The following is a 15,691-nucleotide window of genomic DNA, read 5'->3' on the forward strand; positions in this document are numbered from 1 at the left end:
GATGTCGCGGGTTATGTAACGAAATGGTGCGACAGCCTTATGACAGCGCGACGATCACAGACGCTCTTGCAGAAAACGCAGGGCAAGCGTCAGGCCGTCCGGGGCGATGCCATGGGCGGTTCCGGGCGACACATGCGTCTGCACGTCGATGCCCGCGCGCTGCAATGCGGCGGCGGCAAGCGGCATCGACTGGGGCGGCACCACGTCATCGGCATCGCCATGGATCAGCAGGACCGGCGGTCGGCTGCGGATGGCGGCGGGCAGGTCCTCCTCGCCCAGAAGACGGCCGGAAAAGCCCACGACACCCGCCAGCGGCTCGGCTCGACGGGGCGCGATATGCAGGCTCATCATCGTGCCCTGAGAGAAGCCGACAAGCGCCAGCTGTGCCGGCGCCAGACCCTCATCCGCCAGCACCTTGTCGACAAAGCTGTCCAGCAGATCGGCGGAGCGCATCAGCGCAGTCCGCGCTTCAACTTCGCTCGACCCGTCCATCCAGGGGATCGGAAACCACTGATAGCCGAAGGGATTGTTCCGGCAGCGGTCCGGTGCGTCGGGGGCATAAAAGGCGGTGTCGGGCAGATGCGGCGCCAGAGGCTCGGCAAGGCCCAGAAGGTCGCGGCCGTCGGCGCCATAGCCATGGACAAAGATCACGGCGCTTTTGGCCTGACCTGATTTCGCCGGCCGGCGCCCGAACTGCAACGTCATCTGATCCCCTCCCGTTCCTTCGCGACCCGGTAATAGGCCCAGAGCAGCCGCGCCGCAACCGCGCGCCAGGGCGACCAGGCAAGCGCCATTTCGCGCAGCGCCTTTTCCTTGGGCCGCTCGGGCAGGTCAAAGAGCAGCCGCGCGGCTTCCTGCAGCGCTAGATCGGCAGGGGCAAAGACATCGGCGCGCCCCAGAGAGAACATGGCATAGATCTCGGCCGTCCAGCGCCCGATCCCCGGCAGCGCGGTCAGTGTTGCCACGATTTCTTCGTCAGGGACCAGCCGGAGGGCGTCAAAGTCGATCCCCGCCCCGGCCAGCGCCCTGGCATAGCGGATCTTCTGCCGGGACAGGCCGCAGGCGCGCAAGTCATCCTCGGACGCGGCAAGCAGCAGCAGCGGGTCATGCAGGCCGGCGGCCTCGATCCGGCCCCAGATCGCATTGGCGGCGGCCACGCTGACCTGCTGGCTCACGATCGCGCCCAGAACCGCCTGGTAGCCGTCGGGGCGGCGGCGCAGCGGCAAGGGCCCCGTCAGCGTCAGCGCATGAGCGAAACGCGGCTCGGCCGCGGCCAGCCATTCCGCCCCCTCCGCCACGCAAAGCTCGGTCTCGATGATCCGTCCTACCATGGCCCGACACTAGGCATAACGCGCCCCCTTTCCAAGGGGCTGTGACGGCGCTAACGCTGTCGCATGACCGAGGTGACCCATTCCGACGCGCAGACCCGGCGCAATGTCCTTGTGCTCGTGGCCGCGCAGGCGGTGCTGGGTGCGCAGATGCCGATGCTCTTTACGGTGGCGGGGCTTGCGGGCCAAAGCCTTGCGCCGAACCCCTGCTGGGCGACGCTCCCGATCTCGGCCATGGTGATCGGGTCGATGCTGACCGCGACGCCGCTTTCCGCCTTCATGCAGCGGTTCGGCCGTCGCCCCGGCTTCATCCTCGGGGCGTTGGGGGGCGCGCTTGGCGCGACCATCGCGGCACTGGGGCTCTGGTGGGGGAATTTCGCGATCTTCGTCGCGGGCGCGCTCTTCTCGGGCTGCTATATGTCGGCACAGGGGTTCTACCGCTTTGCCGTCAGCGATACCGCCTCGGAGGCCTACCGGCCCAAGGCGATTTCCTATGTGATGGCGGGCGGGCTTTTGTCGGCCATCGTCGGGCCGCAGATCGTCAAGGTCACGGCGCTGGAAATGGTCGTGCCGTTCCTCGGCACCTATCTGGCGGTGATCGCGCTGAACCTGGGCGGGTTGTTCCTGTTCGGGTTCCTGCGCATCCCGCGCCCTGCCCCGCCCGCCGCCGATGCGCCGCTGGGACGCAGCCGGGCCGAGTTGCTGCGGACGCCCCGCATCGCGGTGGCGATCATCTGCGCCACCGTGTCCTACGCACTCATGAACCTCGTGATGACCTCCTCGCCCCTGGCTGTGGTCGGCTGCGGTTTCACCACTTCGGATGCGGCGAATGTGGTCACGGCCCATGTCCTGGCGATGTATGTGCCCTCGTTCTTCACCGGGCATCTGATCGCACGCTTCGGGGTTGAGCGGATCGTGGGTCTGGGCCTTGCCATCCTTGCCGGCGCGGGAACCGTGGCATTGATGGGGGTGGAGCTTGAGCATTTCTTCCTGGCCCTGATCCTCCTGGGCATTGGCTGGAACTTCGGCTTCATCGGCGCCACGGCGATGCTCGGCACCGCGCACCGCCCCGAGGAACGCGGCCGGATGCAGGGACTCAATGACCTTATCGTCTTTGCCGGCGTGACCATGGCCTCGTTCAGCTCGGGCGGGCTGATGAACTGCTCCGGCGGCACGGTCGAGGCAGGCTGGCAGGCGGTGAACGTCGCCATGCTGCCCTTCCTTGTTCTGGCGGGCGGTGCATTGATCTGGCTTGCCCTGCGCCCACGCGCCGCCTGACTACCACCGCCCGCTGACGGCGCGCCACAAGAGGCTGCCGCGCCGCGCGAATTCCGATTGGCCCAACGCCCCGGCAGCCACCCTTTCCGGCGATGCGGCCGCCTGCCGCAACAGGGCCGGCGCCTGCCAGCCGGCCAGCAAGGCGGGCGCCGCCGCGCGTGTCACGGCAGGCCGCTGCGCCCGCGCCCGGTCGATCGCCGCCAGTCCTTGCCGGGCGAGCGTGGCGACCGCCGCCGGCCGGCCGTCCACCAAAGGCAGCCGGCCCCGCGCCTCAAGCTCCGGCACGGCCAGAAACCAGTTTGCAACCCCGCTGCCAAAGGCAAAATCGCGCACCACCGGCTCGGCCATCTTGTCGGCCCCAAGCGCCATCGCGGCCTGCCACATCAGGTTTCCGGCGGTCGCGTCGATATGGCGGGCAAAGGCTGCCTCATCCTCGAACGGTTCCCGATAGGGGTCCCAGCGCCGCGCCTCGACGATGCCCGCCAGCAGGGCCGGCGCGATCCAGCCTTCCGCTATCCCTTGCGACAGAGGCTTCAGAACTTCCGGTCCTGCCGGCATCCGGCCCTCTGACAGATCATCCAGCGCATCCAGCCAGAACTGCAACCGCATCTCGGCGATCATCGGCTCGGCCGAGGCCCAGGCCGCCCGCGCGACCTCAAGATTGAAGGCGTAGATCGGCCAGAGCCGCGACCGCGCCCCGGGCGGCGCCGCCATCGTCGCCTGAAACCGGTCCGGGTCCCCCTGACGCACCAGATCAGCGCAGGCCTCGGTCACGCTCATGCCGGTTGCGCCCCGTCCCGCAACAGCTTCCAGTTCACCGCGTCCAGCAGCGCCTCGAACGAGGCATCGACTATATTCGGTGACACGCCCACAGTCGCCCAGCGCCGGCCCTGCCCGTCCTGACTGTCGATGATGACGCGGGTCACGGCCTCTGTCCCGCCCTGGGTGATCCGCACCTTGAAATCGACCAGCCGCAGATCGTCGATCAGATCCTGATAGGGGCCCAGATCCTTGGCCAGCGCCTTGGAGAGCGCGTTGACCGGTCCACGATCGCTCCCGCTCTCGTCGAGCGATTCCGAAACCGAGAGCATCTTTTGCTCGCCGATCTGCACCACGACGACGGCCTCGGAAAGGGTCTTCATCCGGTCGTGTCTGTCGCGGCGCCGTTCCAGCGTCACGCGGTAGCGCAGGACCTCGAAGAACCGGGGCATCAGGCCCAGTTCCTCGCGCGCGATCAGCTCAAAGCTCGCCTGCGCGGTGTCATAGCTGTAGCCCTGATCCTCCCGCGCCTTGACCCGTTCCAGAATACGCGCCAGCGCCGGATCGCCGGCTGCGACCTCGATCCCCGCGTCAGCAAGACGGGCGCGCAGGTTCGACTGGCCGGCCTGATTGCTCATCGGGATGATGCGCGCGTTGCCGACCAGCGCCGGATCGACGTGCTCGTAGGTCGACGGGTCCTTGAGGATCGCGCTGGCATGCAGCCCCGCCTTGTGCGCGAATGCCGACGACCCGACATAGGCCGCGGTCCGCTGTGGCAGCCGGTTGAGGATCTCGTCCAGACGGCGGGACATGCGGGTCAGCCCCTGAAGCGCCGCGGCATCCACCCCGATCTCGAACCGGCTGCGATAGGGCTCCTTGAGCAGAAGCGTCGGGATCAGCGAGGTGAGGTTCGCATTGCCGCACCGTTCGCCCAGCCCGTTCAGCGTGCCCTGGATCTGACGCGCGCCGGCATCGACGGCGGCAAGCGCGCCCGCGACCGCCTGTTCGGCATCGTTATGCGTGTGAATGCCCAGCCGCTCGCCCGGGATACCCGCCCCGATCACCTCGCCCACGATCCGCCCGATCTCGGGCGCAAGCGTTCCCCCGTTCGTGTCGCAAAGCACGATCCAGCGCGCGCCCGCGTCGAGCGCCGCCTGCAGACAGGCCAGCGCGTAATCGCGGTTCGCCGCCCAGCCATCAAAGAAATGCTCGGCGTCAAAGATCGCCTCGCGCCCCTGTGCCACAAGATGGGCGACCGATTGCGCGATGTTTTCAAGGTTTTCTTCCAGCGTGATCCCGAGCGCCGTCGTCACATGGAACTCATGCGTCTTGCCCACCAGACAGACCGAGGGCGTGCCTGCGTTCAGCACCGCCGAAAGAACCTCATCATTCGCGGCAGAACGCCCGGCCCGTTTCGTCATCCCGAAGGCGGTCATCGTCGCGCGGGTCCGGGGCCTGCGTTCAAAGAACTCGCTGTCGGTCGGGTTCGCGCCGGGCCAGCCGCCCTCGATATAGTCGATCCCCAGCCCGTCGAGCATTCCCGCGATCTGGATCTTCTCAGTGGTCGAGAACTGGACCCCCTGGGTCTGCTGCCCATCGCGCAGGGTCGTGTCATATAGATAGAGGCGGTCCCGGTTCATCTCAGGGCCTCCAGCGCCGCGGGGTCAAAGTTCGGCCCTGCCTCCCATTCCGCCCCCTGCGGCGTGTCCCGCACTATCAGGCCAGCGGCCGCGAATCCGTCCCGCAGCGCGTCTGCGCGGGCGAAATCGCGCGCCTTGCGGGCCGCGGCTCGCGCGGCCAGCAGTTCTTCGATCAATGCGGCTGTTCGGGAATCGACCGACCGCACGGCCCAGCCACCCGCCCCTTCCTCCAACAGTCCCATCAGGCGGGCCGAGGCCAGAAGCCCCGCCGCATCGCCCGACGCGGCCAGACCGTGCAGCGCCGCAATCGCGCCCGCGGTGTTCAGGTCATCACCAAGCGCCGCGACAACCGCGGGGGCCGGGCTTTGCGCGGGTTCGATACCCGCGACGAGACCCCGCCAGCGCAGCAGGACCGTTTCCGCCTCTGCGACCTTGGCCTCGGTCCAGTCCATCGGCTTGCCGTAATGGGTCGAAAGAAAGACGAACCGGATCACCTCCCCCCCGATGCGCTTGTCCAGCAGGTCGCGGACCGTGAAAAAGTTGCCGAGGCTTTTCGACATCTTCTTGCCCTCGACCAGCAGCATCTCGTTATGCATCCAGACGCGGGCGAACTGACCCTCGGGGTGGGCGCAGCAGCTTTGCGCGACTTCGTTTTCATGGTGCGGGAACTGCAGGTCGATCCCGCCGCCGTGGATGTCGAAACTGTCGCCCAGCAGTTCATGCGCCATGGCCGAACATTCGATATGCCAGCCCGGGCGCCCCCGGCCCCAGGGACTGTCCCAGCCCGGCAGGTCCGGCGCTGACGGCTTCCACAGCACGAAATCCATCGGATCACGCTTGTAGGGCGCAACCTCGACCCGCGCGCCCGCGATCATGTCGTCGACGCTGCGCCCCGACAGCTGCCCATAGGCCGGAAAGCTGCGCACATCGAAAAGGACGTGACCCTCGGCCGCATAGGCATGGCCCTTTGCCACCAGCTCCTCGATCATCGCGATCATCGCGCCGACGTAATCGGTCGCGCGCGGCTCATGCGTCGGGCGCAGCGCAAGCAGCCGGTCCATGTCATCATGATACCAGCCGATTGTCTCATCCGTGATCTCGCGGATCGGGCGGCCGGTTTCGGCGGCACGGGCGTTGATCTTGTCATCGACATCGGTGAAGTTGCGGACGTAGATCACCCGCTCTGCCCCGTAGACATGCTGTAACAGGCGGAACAGCGTGTCGAACACCACCACCGGCCGCGCGTTTCCCAGATGCGCCCGATCATAGACGGTGGGGCCACAGACATAGATCCGCACGCGGTCCGGGTCGATGGGTCGGAACGGCGCGACCTGCCGGGTGCGTGAGTTGTAAAGCCTGATCTCGGTCATGGTCCCCCCAATGGGATGATGCGGCTGATGATGCGGCGCCGCATTGGGCACATCACGGCCTGCCTTGCGGCGGGGTACCAGCTTCGATCCGGGTTGGAAACACGAAGAGCGCCCGCCTGACAAGGTCAGGCGGTAATGCAGCCGATGCAGATGATCGTCGCGCGGTTCATGCGCGGAACAATACCCACAGGTCGCGGGGCTGCCAAGGGCCAATCTGGCGTCATCAAGCCCTGCCCTATGCCCTATCATGATCGCTGATTTGACAGTGCAGCGTCCTGCATGGCTTGTGGTCGGAACATTTGGACGGAAGGAGGGCGCGATGCGTCTTGCAAAGCGGGTCAGCGACATGACCGGAGGCGGCCCGGACGGCTGGGCAATCTATTATCAGGCACGCGCCATGGCCGAGGCGGGCCAGCCGGTGACGAACCTGACCATCGGCGAACATGATGTGCGGACCGATCCGGCCATCCTCGATGCGATGCATCGGAGCGCCCGTGCGGGAAATACGGGCTACACCTTCGGGGCAGGCAAACCGGCGCTCCGGGCGGCGGTCGCGGAGCGGGTGGAACTACGCACCGGCGTCAGGACAGGCCCCGAGAATGTCATCATCACACCGGGCGGTCAGGCGGGCCTCTTCGCCAGCCATATGGTTCTCTGCGATGCCGGGGACCGGGCGCTTTTCATCGACCCCTATTACGCGACGTATCCCGGCACGATCCGCGCAACCGGGGCCGAGGCCGTACCGGTACCGACGCGATCAGCCGACGCGTTTCAACCTACGGCCGAGGTGCTAGATGCCCATCTTCCGGGGGCGCGCACGCTTCTGATCAACACGCCGAACAACCCGACCGGCGTCGTCTGGTCCCGCCCTACCCTTGAACGCGTCGCGGATGCGGTGACCCGACACGGCACCTGGCTGATCTCGGACGAGGTTTACGATACGCAGATCTGGGAGGGGGAGCATCTCAGCCCCCGCGCGCTACCCGGGATGGCGGAACGCACCGTCGTCATCGGCTCGATGTCCAAAAGCCATGCGATGACCGGATCGCGGCTGGGCTGGGTTGTCGCCCCGGCCGAGGTCGTCACCGCGATCACCACGCTTGCGACCAGCACGACCTACGGCGTCGCGCCCTTCATTCAGGATGCGGCGCTCTTTGCGCTCCAACAGGGCGGAGCGTTTGAAAGCGCGATCGCCGAACCCTTTCGACGGCGACGGGATATCGCGATGCGCGTGCTGGGCGGGCCCAATCCGGGGCTGCGGCTTATCCCGGCTTCGGGGGCGATGTATCTCATGCTCGACATCCGCGCGACCGGACTGTCGGGAAATGCCTTTGCCGAGAGGTTGCTTGCGGAGGAAGCGATTGCCGTGATGCCGGGCGAGAGCTTTGGCGCGGCAGCCGCGGGGCACCTGCGGGTCGCAATGACGATCGAGGATAACGCGTTTGAGGATGCGCTGGTGCGCATCGCGGCCTTTGCGGGACGGGTGGTGCAGGAACCCGCCCTTTAGGTCCCGCACAAACGAAAAAGGGCGGGCCAATGGCCCGCCCTTCGCTACATGATCGCAGGGATCAGAAGCGGAACGACACACGTGCTTCGGCCGTGGTCATCTTGACGTCGCTGTCAAGGCCGTCCACGTCGTCGAAGCGGTGCATCAGGATCTGGCCACCAACGGTCCAGTTGTCGGCAAGGAAGTAGTCCACACCGACGCCACCGAAGTAACCGTCATTGGTCGAACGGTCGGTGCCCGGAGCGCCCGAGTTGATGCGCGCATTGGCCCAACCGCCGGTTGCGTAGATCAGCGCGTCGCCAGCGTCGAAACCGGCGCGGAGGCCGAGACGGGTCATCTGGTCAAGCTCGGCGTCGCCGACGCTCAGATCAGCCGCGTTGAACGCAGCTTCTGCACCCAGAACGAACTGGCCGAAGTCGTAGTCGAAACCAACGTGCAGACCGCCGACAACACCGTCAGCGTCTTCATCGATGCCAAGACCATCGTTCTCGAAGGTGGCCCAGCCATAGCCGAGTTGCGCACCGCCGTAGACACCGGTCCAGTCACGGCCCGGGGCAACGATGACCGGCGCGGGCGCCGCCGCAACGGGTGCCGGCTCGATGATCGGCTGGGTCAGACCGCCAGCGAAAGCCGGGGCCGACAGACCGGTGAGCGCGAGCGCCGAGGCTGCGGCGTAAAGCGACTTTTTCATATCTTTTCTCCTGTCCTTCTCGATTGCAGCCACAAGCTCTGTTTCGTGGCCGCGGCCTGCAAGTCCCCACTAACGGGTCAGTGCTGCCTGCGGTTCCATATGGAAGGCGGCGCGCGGAAAGAGAAGGCTCCGACTCTTCCCAAATTCGTGATCGGAATGTGAGACCGGCAGCAGTTTGCCAAACCTGATGAGCAAACCAGCCAATCTTCGCCGACACTTCAAGCAGTCTGACAAGATGTCCCAGCAGGCCCTTGAAATCGAACGGTGCCGCGGCTAGCGCGAATTCGCCGCAACAACCGCCGCGCCGCGTCCCGGGCGGTGGCTGACCGGGTTTCCTGGTACATTACGCCTGTTGCGATACACCGCGACGCCCTCCATGGAGCGGTTGAAAACCGTCGACAGCCGCGCGCCAGCAGCTGCGTCCGAAAGCTCACCAGCCGCCTGCAGGAGTTCCGAACGTGTTGCATATCCGGTTCCGGCCACCAGAAGGATCGCGTCGGCGTGCCGCGCGACCAGCCGGGCGTCGACCACCGGGAGCACAGGCGGACTGTCAAGGATGATCACGTCGAAGACCTCGCGCGCCTCGGCGACCAGCCGGGCAAATGCCCCGTCCGTCAACAGCGTATCGGTCGGTCCGGTCGCTGCCGCGGCACCAGCGATGATTTCTGCCCCGCTGAACGGATCGCGCAGGCAAAAGGCGGGTCCCGCGCGATCGGGCGCCCGCAGGTAGTCAAGCAGCCCGAGTTCGGGCGCAAGCCCCGCCAGTTCATGCAGCCCCGGGTGGCGCAGATCGCTGTCGATCAGAAGAACACGCCGTCCTGCGCCCTCGAAACTGCGGGCAAGCGCAAGCGAGATGGTGCTTTTGCCCTCGCCAGCCAGCGCAGAGGCCACCAGGACGACCTGCGCCCCATCCCGGTCGAGACCCAGCCGGATCTTGCGGACAGCCTCTGCAAACGGGCCAAGCGGGTCCGTGGCAATGCCATCGGCAGGAAGCAGCAGGGCGGCTGGGGGAACTGCGGCCAACACGGGCAGACCCAACAGGTTCTGCAACTGGCGCTGCGTCGTGACACCGCCCGCGTGAAACTCGCGCAGGAAGGCTGCCCCAAGGCCCAGCCCCAAGCCAAGCGCAAGCGCCACGGCAAGCGTCATGCGCCGGTTCGGAAAGGCCGGAGTCGCCGGAATCACGGCCGCCGAAACCAATCGGCTGTCCGCAACCTGAAGAATGGTCTGGGCGTCGAGATCCCGCAGCCGGTCAAGATGGACCATATAGTGGCGGCGGCCCGCCTCAAGCTCCTGCACAAGGGGAACAGGTGCAACCGCCACGCCGCCCTGGCTTGCCACCGCGGCCTCGGCGCGTACGACGCTTGCCGCGGCGCGGTCCAGATGCCCCTGCACCACGTCGCGGGCGACCGTGGCAGCGGCGATCTTTGCGGCGACCTGCCGGGCCATATATACGTCGGCCAGCGCGTCGGCCAGCCGGGCGGCCTGGGCAGGGTCAGCGTCCCGGACAGAAACGGCAAGGATATGCGTCAGCCCCCGCCGCCGGACCGTGACCCGTTCACGAAAGACGCGCAGCGTCGCCAGATCCGATCCGCCCTCTGCGGCAGGGCCTGGACCAAAAAGCAGATCTCTCAGCCGCGGCGGGCCGGCAAGGGAGGCCGGCGTGAGCCCTTCCCGCGTGATCACGGCCAGCAGGGTCGTATCGGCGCGCAGTATCTCTACCTCGCTGTCCACCCGCGCGCTCTCGCTGGCTTGCGACGTCGTCGGACGGCGCGGGTCGAGCAATTCGGCAGGTGACGGGTCGACCAGAAGCAAGGCCGTCGCCTGATATTGCGGTGTCGCGGCCATCAGCCAGAGCATGGCAAGCACCAGAACCGCTGCCGCGATACCTGTGATCATGCCGGATTGCCGTTGCACCAGGGCAATGGCTTCCTTCAGGCCAGGATCATGCTCTGCTCGCTCCATCCACCTGTCCGCCAAGGCATCCGCCAGACACCGTTTCATACAACCTTAACGATAGTAGCAGGCGGATACTTTTCAGGCAAGGCTGATACATCATAAGAAAAAGGGCCGCCCCGGCGGGACGGCCCCATCGCCGTGTTGCGGCGCAGATCGCCCGGATTACTCCGCGCGCATGGCCTCGATCGAGACCTGAACCTCGACCTCATCGCTTACAAACGGCGCAAAGAGATCGAGGCCGTAATCGCTGCGCAGCAGCGTCGTGGTCGCGTCGAAACCGGCCCAGGCACGCCCCTCCATCGGGTGGTCGCCTGCCTGGTTCAGGCGCGCGTCCAGCACCACCTCTTGCGTGACGCCGTTCAGCGTCAGATCGCCAGTGATGAGCGCGGTGTCCTCACCCGTGACTTCGATCGAGGTGGAGGTGAAAGTGACGGTTTCGTCCGCGCCACCAAAGAAGTCATCACCCATGAAGTGCTCGAAACGCCCTTCCCAACCGGTGAACATGCTGCTTACGGGAAAGGAGACGGTGACGGAGGATGCCGCCGGATCTTCCTGGTCGAACTGGATCTCGCCCTCGAAGCCGGAGAACATGCCCCAGGTCGTCGAATAGCCGAGGTGATCGTAGGAGAACAGGATCTGGCTGTGGCTCGGGTCCAGCACATAGGGCTCGGGGGCAGCGACGGCAGCGGTGGCGAGGGTCGAGAACGCAAGCGCCGAGGCGGTCATCAGGTGTTTCATGGATCGCTCCTTGAGAGGATTTAGAGAGGGGTTTTTCTGCCTCTGCAACATTTCCTTCCTGGGCACATGCTGCAACCCCGTACCTGCTCACAGCCGCTGTGCAGGGACAAACAACACGTTTTCGCGGGTGCAATCCGCTTGCATCATGATCGCGCAGGTGTATAACGCGCCATCCTTCCGCATATGCGAAACCGGCGTATCCTCTCGCAAGCGGGTCGCGGAAGGTTCTGCCCGCCTCTGAAGTGCGCCTGATATGACTGGAGTGCTGCATGCCGCTTTATGAGCATGTCTTTATCTCGCGCCAGGATCTTTCCAACGCGCAGGCCGAAGGGCTGATCGAACACTTCTCCTCCGTACTCGGGGATAACGGCGGCAAGGTCGTCGAGCACGAGTACTGGGGCGTCAAGACGATGGCCTACAAGATCAACAAGAACCGCAAGGGCCACTATGCCTACCTGCGTTCGGATGCGCCTGCCGCAGCCGTGCAGGAGATGGAGCGCCTGATGCGTCTGCACGAGGACGTGATGCGCGTTCTGACCGTCAAGGTCGACGCGCATGAAGACGGCCCCTCGGTCCAGATGCAAAAGCGTGACGACCGTGAGCGTGGTGACCGGGGTGACCGCGGTGATCGCGGCGACCGTCGTCGTTGATCCGGGGCTTGAGGAAAGGATTCTGATCCATGGCTAACAAACCGTTTTTCCGTCGCCGCAAGGTCTGCCCCTTCTCGGGCGAGAATGCACCTGCGATCGACTACAAGGATGTGCGTCTTCTGCAGCGCTACATCTCCGAGCGTGGCAAGATCGTCCCGTCGCGCATTACCGCCGTTTCGGCAAAGAAGCAGCGTGAACTGGCCCGCGCGATCAAGCGCGCCCGCTTCCTCGCCCTGCTTCCCTATGCCGTGAAGTAAGGAGAGACCGATATGCAAGTCATCCTTCTGGAACGTGTGGCCAAGCTTGGCCAGATGGGCGAGGTCGTGAACGTCAAGGACGGCTACGCCCGCAACTTCCTTCTGCCGCAGGGCAAGGCGCTGCGCGCATCCGAGGCGAACATCAAGTCGTTCGAGGGTCGCAAGGCCCAGCTTGAGGCCCAGAACCTCGAGACCCGCAAGGAAGCCGAGGCGCTCGCCGAGAAGCTGGGCGGCCAGAGCTTTGTGGTCATCCGCTCCGCGTCGGACGCAGGCGGCCTTTACGGGTCGGTCACGACCCGCGATGCGGCCGAGGCCGCGACCGAGGCGGGCTTTACCGTTTCGCGCGCCCAGGTCGTGCTGAACCAGCCGATCAAGGAACTGGGTCTGCACACGGTCGATGTCGTGCTGCACCCCGAGGTGACGGTTCAGATCACCCTGAACGTCGCACGCTCGAACGAGGAAGCCGAAGTCCAGGCCTCGGGCAAGTCGATCCAGCAGATCGCAGCCGAGGAAGAGGCCGCGGCCGAATACGAGATCTCGGAGCTTTTCGACGAGATCGGTGCCGCGCAGGACGACGACGAATAAGGGGCGTTCATCGCCACAAGAGCATAAGGAAAGGCCGCGCCATCATCGGGCGCGGCCTTTTTCATTTCGCGGTACCTCCTGCCGCCCGCAGCGCCTGCCACTCGCCGCGCCGGGCGCGCATCTTTGCCAGAAAGTGGTTGTAAAGCGCCACGTCCTTCGGGTTCCGCGCCTCGATGCGCGCGCGCAGTTCCGGCGTCAACTCGACCTCGTTATCCGCCGTCCCTTCGGTCATGCGCAGTCGCGCAGAGGGCCGGACATCCAGCCCGTGCAGCCGCATCAGGATGTCGAAGGACATCGGATACATCTCCTGTATGCCGATGAAAGTATAGAGCCGCTCGACCCGCGCGATCCCCTCTTCCAGCCCATAGTCACGCCCGACGAGATAATCGAACATCATGTCCGAAGAATCCGGGTCGTTTTCGAGATAATGCTCGAATGTCGGACAGGCGCGGATGAAGGCGCGATAGGGCGGATGAGCGGGTGTCCTTTGATAGCGGTAATGCGAGATGACTCGGGCCACCGGCGACCGGAGGAAGGTGAAGAACAGCGCGTCGGGGAAGACGGCGCGCAACCGGTCCACATGTTCATGATGGATGTGCCCCGACATCGACCGCATCACGCCCGGCTGATAGCGCACCAGCGCCTGATCGAGCACCCCGTGCATTTCCGCGCGCAGACGTTCGGCCAGCCCCTCATGCACCACATCGTCGGTCCCAAGGCCGCTGAAATCGTTGTGGAGCGAATGATAGCCGCCGATATGGCGCTGCAATTCGGCGACCAGCGAAGAACCGGCGGTCTTGGGGATGTGCTGAAAGATCGTGAGCCCACCTTCCGCGCGCCGATGAGACGCAATGTAATCCACAAGCGGAAGGCGCGACCAAAGCTCATGCCGCTGGCTCTGCGGGGTGGTTTCGGGTGCGGTGTCCATGACAGTTTCAATCCTTCGCTCGGACCCGGCAAGGGATCGCAGAATGCCGCCGGCGTGACAACCCTGCGCGACTGTGGAAGGATCGGGCGGTCTTTTCCTGCCAAGGTCCGCCATGCCCTCTGCTTTCGTCACCTACCTGATGCTCCTGACCGCCATCGCGCTGGAGGTGGTCGGAACCAGCTTTCTCCAACGGTCAGAGCAGTTCACCAAAGCGGTGCCGACCGTGCTGATGGCGGTGTCTTACCTCGGCGCCTTCTTTTTCCTGTCGCAGGTCCTGCGCGTGATGCCCGTGGGAGTCGCCTACGCGATCTGGAGCGGACTTGGCATCGTCCTGATCTCGGCCATCGGCTTTTTCGTCTTTGGCCAACGGCTCGACCTACCGGCGGTGCTCGGGCTTGTGCTCATCATCGCGGGTGTGCTGGTCATCAACCTCTTTTCGCGCACCGTGCAGCACTAAAGCAAAAGGCCGCCCCGAGGGGCGGCCCTGCCAATCCGCTTGCGCGGAACCTTACATCTGGTCCAGCGCCTCGACGGCTTTCTGCAGGTCGTCCTTGGACACCTCTTTGTCGGTGACATTGGCGCCCTCGACGATGTGATCCACAACCTTGTCTTCAAAGATCGGCGCGCGAAGCTGCTGCTGCACGGCGGCGTTCTTCTGCACGAATTCGAAGAAGGCGCGTTCCTGCCCCGGATACTGACGCGCCTGCGCCAGAACCGCCTGGGTCATTTCCGCATCGGTCACTTCCACCTCGGCCTTGCGCCCGACCTCGGCCAGCAGCAGGCCCAGACGCACGCGGCGCTCGGCGAGCGTCTTGTGCTCGTCCTTCACCTCGATCTCGCCGTGGTTATGGCCCTGCACCTCGGGGTTTTCCTCGTGCCAGAGCTGGTGCGCGATCTGCTGCGCTTCGGCCTCAACAAGGCTCGGCGGCAGGTCGAACTTCACCAGGTCGTCCAGCTGGTCAAGCAGCGCACGCTTCATCACCGCGCGGGCCGCGCCCTTGTATTCGGCTTCCAGCCGCTCGGCGATCTGGGTCTTCAGCGCGTCGAGGCTTTCGGCCCCGAACTGCTTGGCCAGATCGTCGTTGATCTCGGCGGCCTTCGGCGCCTTGACCGCCTTCACCTTGCATTCGAACACCGCGTCCTTGCCGGCGAGGTTCTGGGCGCCGTATTCCTCGGGGAAGGTCACGTTCACGTTCAGCTCGTCGCCGGCCTTTGCGCCGACCAGCTGGGTCTCGAAGCCCGGGATGAAAGAGTTCGAGCCGAGCACGAGCGGGTAATCCTCGGCCGCGCCACCGTCAAACGCCTCTCCGTCCACCTTGCCGAGGAAGTCGATCACGACCTGATCGCCCTCTTCCGCGGCGCCGTCCTTGTCGTCAAAGCTCTGGGCGGTCTCGGCGAGGTTCTTGAGCGCGTCCTGCACGGCCTCATCCTCGGCCTTGACGACCAGACGTTCCAGCGTCACCGAACCCAGATCGACCTCGGGGATGTCGGGCAGCGCCTCATAGGTCATCGCCACGACAACGTCGTCGCCTTCCTTCCAGTCCTCGTTCGTCATCTTGACGTCGGGCTGGACCGCCGGGCGGTGGCCCGTCGCCTCGAAATGGTCGCGCATCGCGCCGTCAATGGCGTCCTGCATCGCGTCGCCCAGCAGGCGCTGACCGAACTGCTTGCGCAGGATGGCCAGCGGCACCTTGCCCTTGCGAAAGCCCTTGATCTCGATCTCGGGCTGGGCCTCGACCAGTTTTTCCTGCACCTTGGCGTCCAGCTCGGCGGCGGACACGGTGATCGTGTAGCCGCGCTTCAGACCTTCGTTCAGGGTCTCGGTGACCTGCATGTGTTCGTCCTTCTTTCCCATCCTGGTGCGGGTGGAGGGACTTGAACCCCCACGCCTTGCGGCGCCAGAACCTAAATCTGGTGCGTCTGCCAATTTCGCCACACCCGCATAACCTGCAAGGCAGCCCGCAGGCCGCCCCGAAAATCCGCGTCCTTCTAGCAAAGCTC

At 65.4% G+C, this 15,691-nt stretch carries 16 protein-coding genes and 1 tRNA gene; 6 read left to right on the forward strand and 11 right to left on the reverse strand.

Annotation, left to right across the window (positions count from 1 at the left end; all coding sequences use genetic code 11):
- Positions 1-54 precede the first annotated feature (54 nt).
- Both ACFSGJ_RS20005 and ACFSGJ_RS20010 read right to left on the reverse strand, forming a co-directional pair.
- Positions 55-705, reverse strand: coding sequence for an alpha/beta hydrolase (locus ACFSGJ_RS20005; protein WP_390265929.1), 651 nt, complete (start codon positions 703-705; stop codon positions 55-57).
- Entirely contained in the window at positions 702-1,331 is a 630-nt protein-coding gene (locus tag ACFSGJ_RS20010) for a DNA-3-methyladenine glycosylase family protein (protein WP_390265931.1), read from the reverse strand. Before ACFSGJ_RS20010 ends, ACFSGJ_RS20005 begins: the two co-directional genes overlap by 4 nt.
- A gap of 63 nt (positions 1,332-1,394) precedes the next feature.
- On the opposite strand from ACFSGJ_RS20010, the gene ACFSGJ_RS20015 reads away from it, so the two are divergent.
- Positions 1,395-2,606: an MFS transporter gene (locus tag ACFSGJ_RS20015; RefSeq protein WP_390265933.1), complete on the forward strand. Its 1,212-nt coding sequence runs from the start codon at positions 1,395-1,397 to the stop codon at positions 2,604-2,606.
- Here the strand turns inward: ACFSGJ_RS20015 and ACFSGJ_RS20020 are convergent, their stop codons facing one another.
- The 3 genes from ACFSGJ_RS20020 to cysS are packed head-to-tail and all read right to left on the reverse strand — an operon-like array spanning position 2,607 to position 6,375.
- Positions 2,607-3,386, reverse strand: a complete 780-nt coding sequence (locus ACFSGJ_RS20020; protein ID WP_390265935.1) for a squalene/phytoene synthase family protein — start codon at positions 3,384-3,386, stop codon at positions 2,607-2,609.
- Positions 3,383-5,005, reverse strand: coding sequence for a citramalate synthase (gene cimA / locus ACFSGJ_RS20025; RefSeq protein ID WP_390265937.1), 1,623 nt, complete (start codon positions 5,003-5,005; stop codon positions 3,383-3,385). Before cimA ends, ACFSGJ_RS20020 begins: the two co-directional genes overlap by 4 nt.
- Positions 5,002-6,375: a cysteine--tRNA ligase gene (gene cysS, locus ACFSGJ_RS20030; protein WP_390265939.1), complete on the reverse strand. Its 1,374-nt coding sequence runs from the start codon at positions 6,373-6,375 to the stop codon at positions 5,002-5,004. Before cysS ends, cimA begins: the two co-directional genes overlap by 4 nt.
- 319 nt (positions 6,376-6,694) lie before the next feature.
- On the opposite strand from cysS, the gene ACFSGJ_RS20035 reads away from it, so the two are divergent.
- On the forward strand, positions 6,695-7,882 hold the full coding sequence (locus ACFSGJ_RS20035; protein WP_390265941.1) for a pyridoxal phosphate-dependent aminotransferase: 1,188 nt from the start codon (positions 6,695-6,697) through the stop codon (positions 7,880-7,882).
- Between the two features lie 61 nt (positions 7,883-7,943).
- Here the strand turns inward: ACFSGJ_RS20035 and ACFSGJ_RS20040 are convergent, their stop codons facing one another.
- The 3 genes from ACFSGJ_RS20040 to ACFSGJ_RS20050 all read right to left on the reverse strand — a co-directional run bounded on the left by ACFSGJ_RS20040 (position 7,944) and on the right by ACFSGJ_RS20050 (position 11,270).
- Entirely contained in the window at positions 7,944-8,573 is a 630-nt protein-coding gene (locus ACFSGJ_RS20040; protein ID WP_390265943.1) for an outer membrane protein, read from the reverse strand.
- A gap of 273 nt (positions 8,574-8,846) precedes the next feature.
- On the reverse strand, positions 8,847-10,538 hold the full coding sequence (locus ACFSGJ_RS20045) for a tyrosine-protein kinase domain-containing protein (protein WP_390265945.1): 1,692 nt from the start codon (positions 10,536-10,538) through the stop codon (positions 8,847-8,849).
- A 156-nt stretch (positions 10,539-10,694) separates the two neighbouring features.
- Positions 10,695-11,270 carry a YceI family protein gene (locus ACFSGJ_RS20050; protein ID WP_390265947.1) on the reverse strand — a complete coding sequence of 192 codons (576 nt, stop codon included), beginning with the start codon at positions 11,268-11,270 and terminating at the stop codon, positions 10,695-10,697.
- 269 nt (positions 11,271-11,539) lie between these two features.
- Here ACFSGJ_RS20050 and rpsF point away from each other — a divergent pair, with 269 nt between their 5' ends.
- Genes rpsF through rplI form a run of 3 tightly spaced genes read left to right on the forward strand, consistent with a single transcriptional unit; the run spans position 11,540 to position 12,762 of the window.
- The gene (gene rpsF, locus ACFSGJ_RS20055; RefSeq protein ID WP_390265949.1) at positions 11,540-11,920 is read left to right on the forward strand and encodes a 30S ribosomal protein S6; all 381 of its coding nucleotides are present in this window, start codon (positions 11,540-11,542) and stop codon (positions 11,918-11,920) included.
- A 29-nt stretch (positions 11,921-11,949) separates the two neighbouring features.
- Entirely contained in the window at positions 11,950-12,177 is a 228-nt protein-coding gene (gene rpsR, locus ACFSGJ_RS20060) for a 30S ribosomal protein S18 (protein WP_390265952.1), read from the forward strand.
- A 12-nt stretch (positions 12,178-12,189) separates the two neighbouring features.
- Complete coding sequence (gene rplI, locus ACFSGJ_RS20065; RefSeq protein WP_390265954.1) at positions 12,190-12,762, forward strand: 50S ribosomal protein L9; 573 nt, start codon at positions 12,190-12,192, stop codon at positions 12,760-12,762.
- A gap of 61 nt (positions 12,763-12,823) precedes the next feature.
- Here rplI and ACFSGJ_RS20070 read toward each other — a convergent pair whose 3' ends face one another.
- Positions 12,824-13,690, reverse strand: a complete 867-nt coding sequence (locus tag ACFSGJ_RS20070) for a sulfotransferase family protein (RefSeq protein WP_390265956.1) — start codon at positions 13,688-13,690, stop codon at positions 12,824-12,826.
- A 112-nt stretch (positions 13,691-13,802) separates the two neighbouring features.
- Between ACFSGJ_RS20070 and ACFSGJ_RS20075 the strand changes: the two genes are divergently transcribed.
- Positions 13,803-14,147: a DMT family transporter gene (locus ACFSGJ_RS20075; RefSeq protein WP_390265958.1), complete on the forward strand. Its 345-nt coding sequence runs from the start codon at positions 13,803-13,805 to the stop codon at positions 14,145-14,147.
- Between the two features lie 51 nt (positions 14,148-14,198).
- On the opposite strand, the gene tig is transcribed toward ACFSGJ_RS20075, so the two are convergent.
- Both tig and ACFSGJ_RS20085 read right to left on the reverse strand, forming a co-directional pair.
- Complete coding sequence (tig, locus tag ACFSGJ_RS20080; RefSeq protein ID WP_390265960.1) at positions 14,199-15,524, reverse strand: trigger factor; 1,326 nt, start codon at positions 15,522-15,524, stop codon at positions 14,199-14,201.
- 23 nt (positions 15,525-15,547) lie between these two features.
- Positions 15,548-15,632, reverse strand: a tRNA-Leu gene (locus ACFSGJ_RS20085).
- Positions 15,633-15,691: the final 59 nt, after the last annotated feature.

The sequence above is a fragment of the Halodurantibacterium flavum genome, assembly GCF_042681825.1.
GTDB lineage: Bacteria > Pseudomonadota > Alphaproteobacteria > Rhodobacterales > Rhodobacteraceae > Halodurantibacterium > Halodurantibacterium flavum.

Coding starts and splice junctions, on each gene's coding strand:
- ACFSGJ_RS20015 (WP_390265933.1), top strand. CDS start 1,395: ATGACCGAGGTGACCCATTCCGACGCGCAGACCCGGCGCAATGTCCTT.
- ACFSGJ_RS20040 (WP_390265943.1), bottom strand. CDS start 8,573: ATGAAAAAGTCGCTTTACGCCGCAGCCTCGGCGCTCGCGCTCACCGGT.
- rpsF (WP_390265949.1), top strand. CDS start 11,540: ATGCCGCTTTATGAGCATGTCTTTATCTCGCGCCAGGATCTTTCCAAC.
- ACFSGJ_RS20050 (WP_390265947.1), bottom strand. CDS start 11,270: ATGAAACACCTGATGACCGCCTCGGCGCTTGCGTTCTCGACCCTCGCC.
- cimA (WP_390265937.1), bottom strand. CDS start 5,005: ATGAACCGGGACCGCCTCTATCTATATGACACGACCCTGCGCGATGGG.
- rplI (WP_390265954.1), top strand. CDS start 12,190: ATGCAAGTCATCCTTCTGGAACGTGTGGCCAAGCTTGGCCAGATGGGC.
- ACFSGJ_RS20020 (WP_390265935.1), bottom strand. CDS start 3,386: ATGAGCGTGACCGAGGCCTGCGCTGATCTGGTGCGTCAGGGGGACCCG.
- ACFSGJ_RS20075 (WP_390265958.1), top strand. CDS start 13,803: ATGCCCTCTGCTTTCGTCACCTACCTGATGCTCCTGACCGCCATCGCG.
- ACFSGJ_RS20045 (WP_390265945.1), bottom strand. CDS start 10,538: ATGGAGCGAGCAGAGCATGATCCTGGCCTGAAGGAAGCCATTGCCCTG.
- ACFSGJ_RS20070 (WP_390265956.1), bottom strand. CDS start 13,690: ATGGACACCGCACCCGAAACCACCCCGCAGAGCCAGCGGCATGAGCTT.
- ACFSGJ_RS20005 (WP_390265929.1), bottom strand. CDS start 705: ATGACGTTGCAGTTCGGGCGCCGGCCGGCGAAATCAGGTCAGGCCAAA.
- cysS (WP_390265939.1), bottom strand. CDS start 6,375: ATGACCGAGATCAGGCTTTACAACTCACGCACCCGGCAGGTCGCGCCG.
- ACFSGJ_RS20010 (WP_390265931.1), bottom strand. CDS start 1,331: ATGGTAGGACGGATCATCGAGACCGAGCTTTGCGTGGCGGAGGGGGCG.
- rpsR (WP_390265952.1), top strand. CDS start 11,950: ATGGCTAACAAACCGTTTTTCCGTCGCCGCAAGGTCTGCCCCTTCTCG.
- tig (WP_390265960.1), bottom strand. CDS start 15,524: ATGCAGGTCACCGAGACCCTGAACGAAGGTCTGAAGCGCGGCTACACG.
- ACFSGJ_RS20035 (WP_390265941.1), top strand. CDS start 6,695: ATGCGTCTTGCAAAGCGGGTCAGCGACATGACCGGAGGCGGCCCGGAC.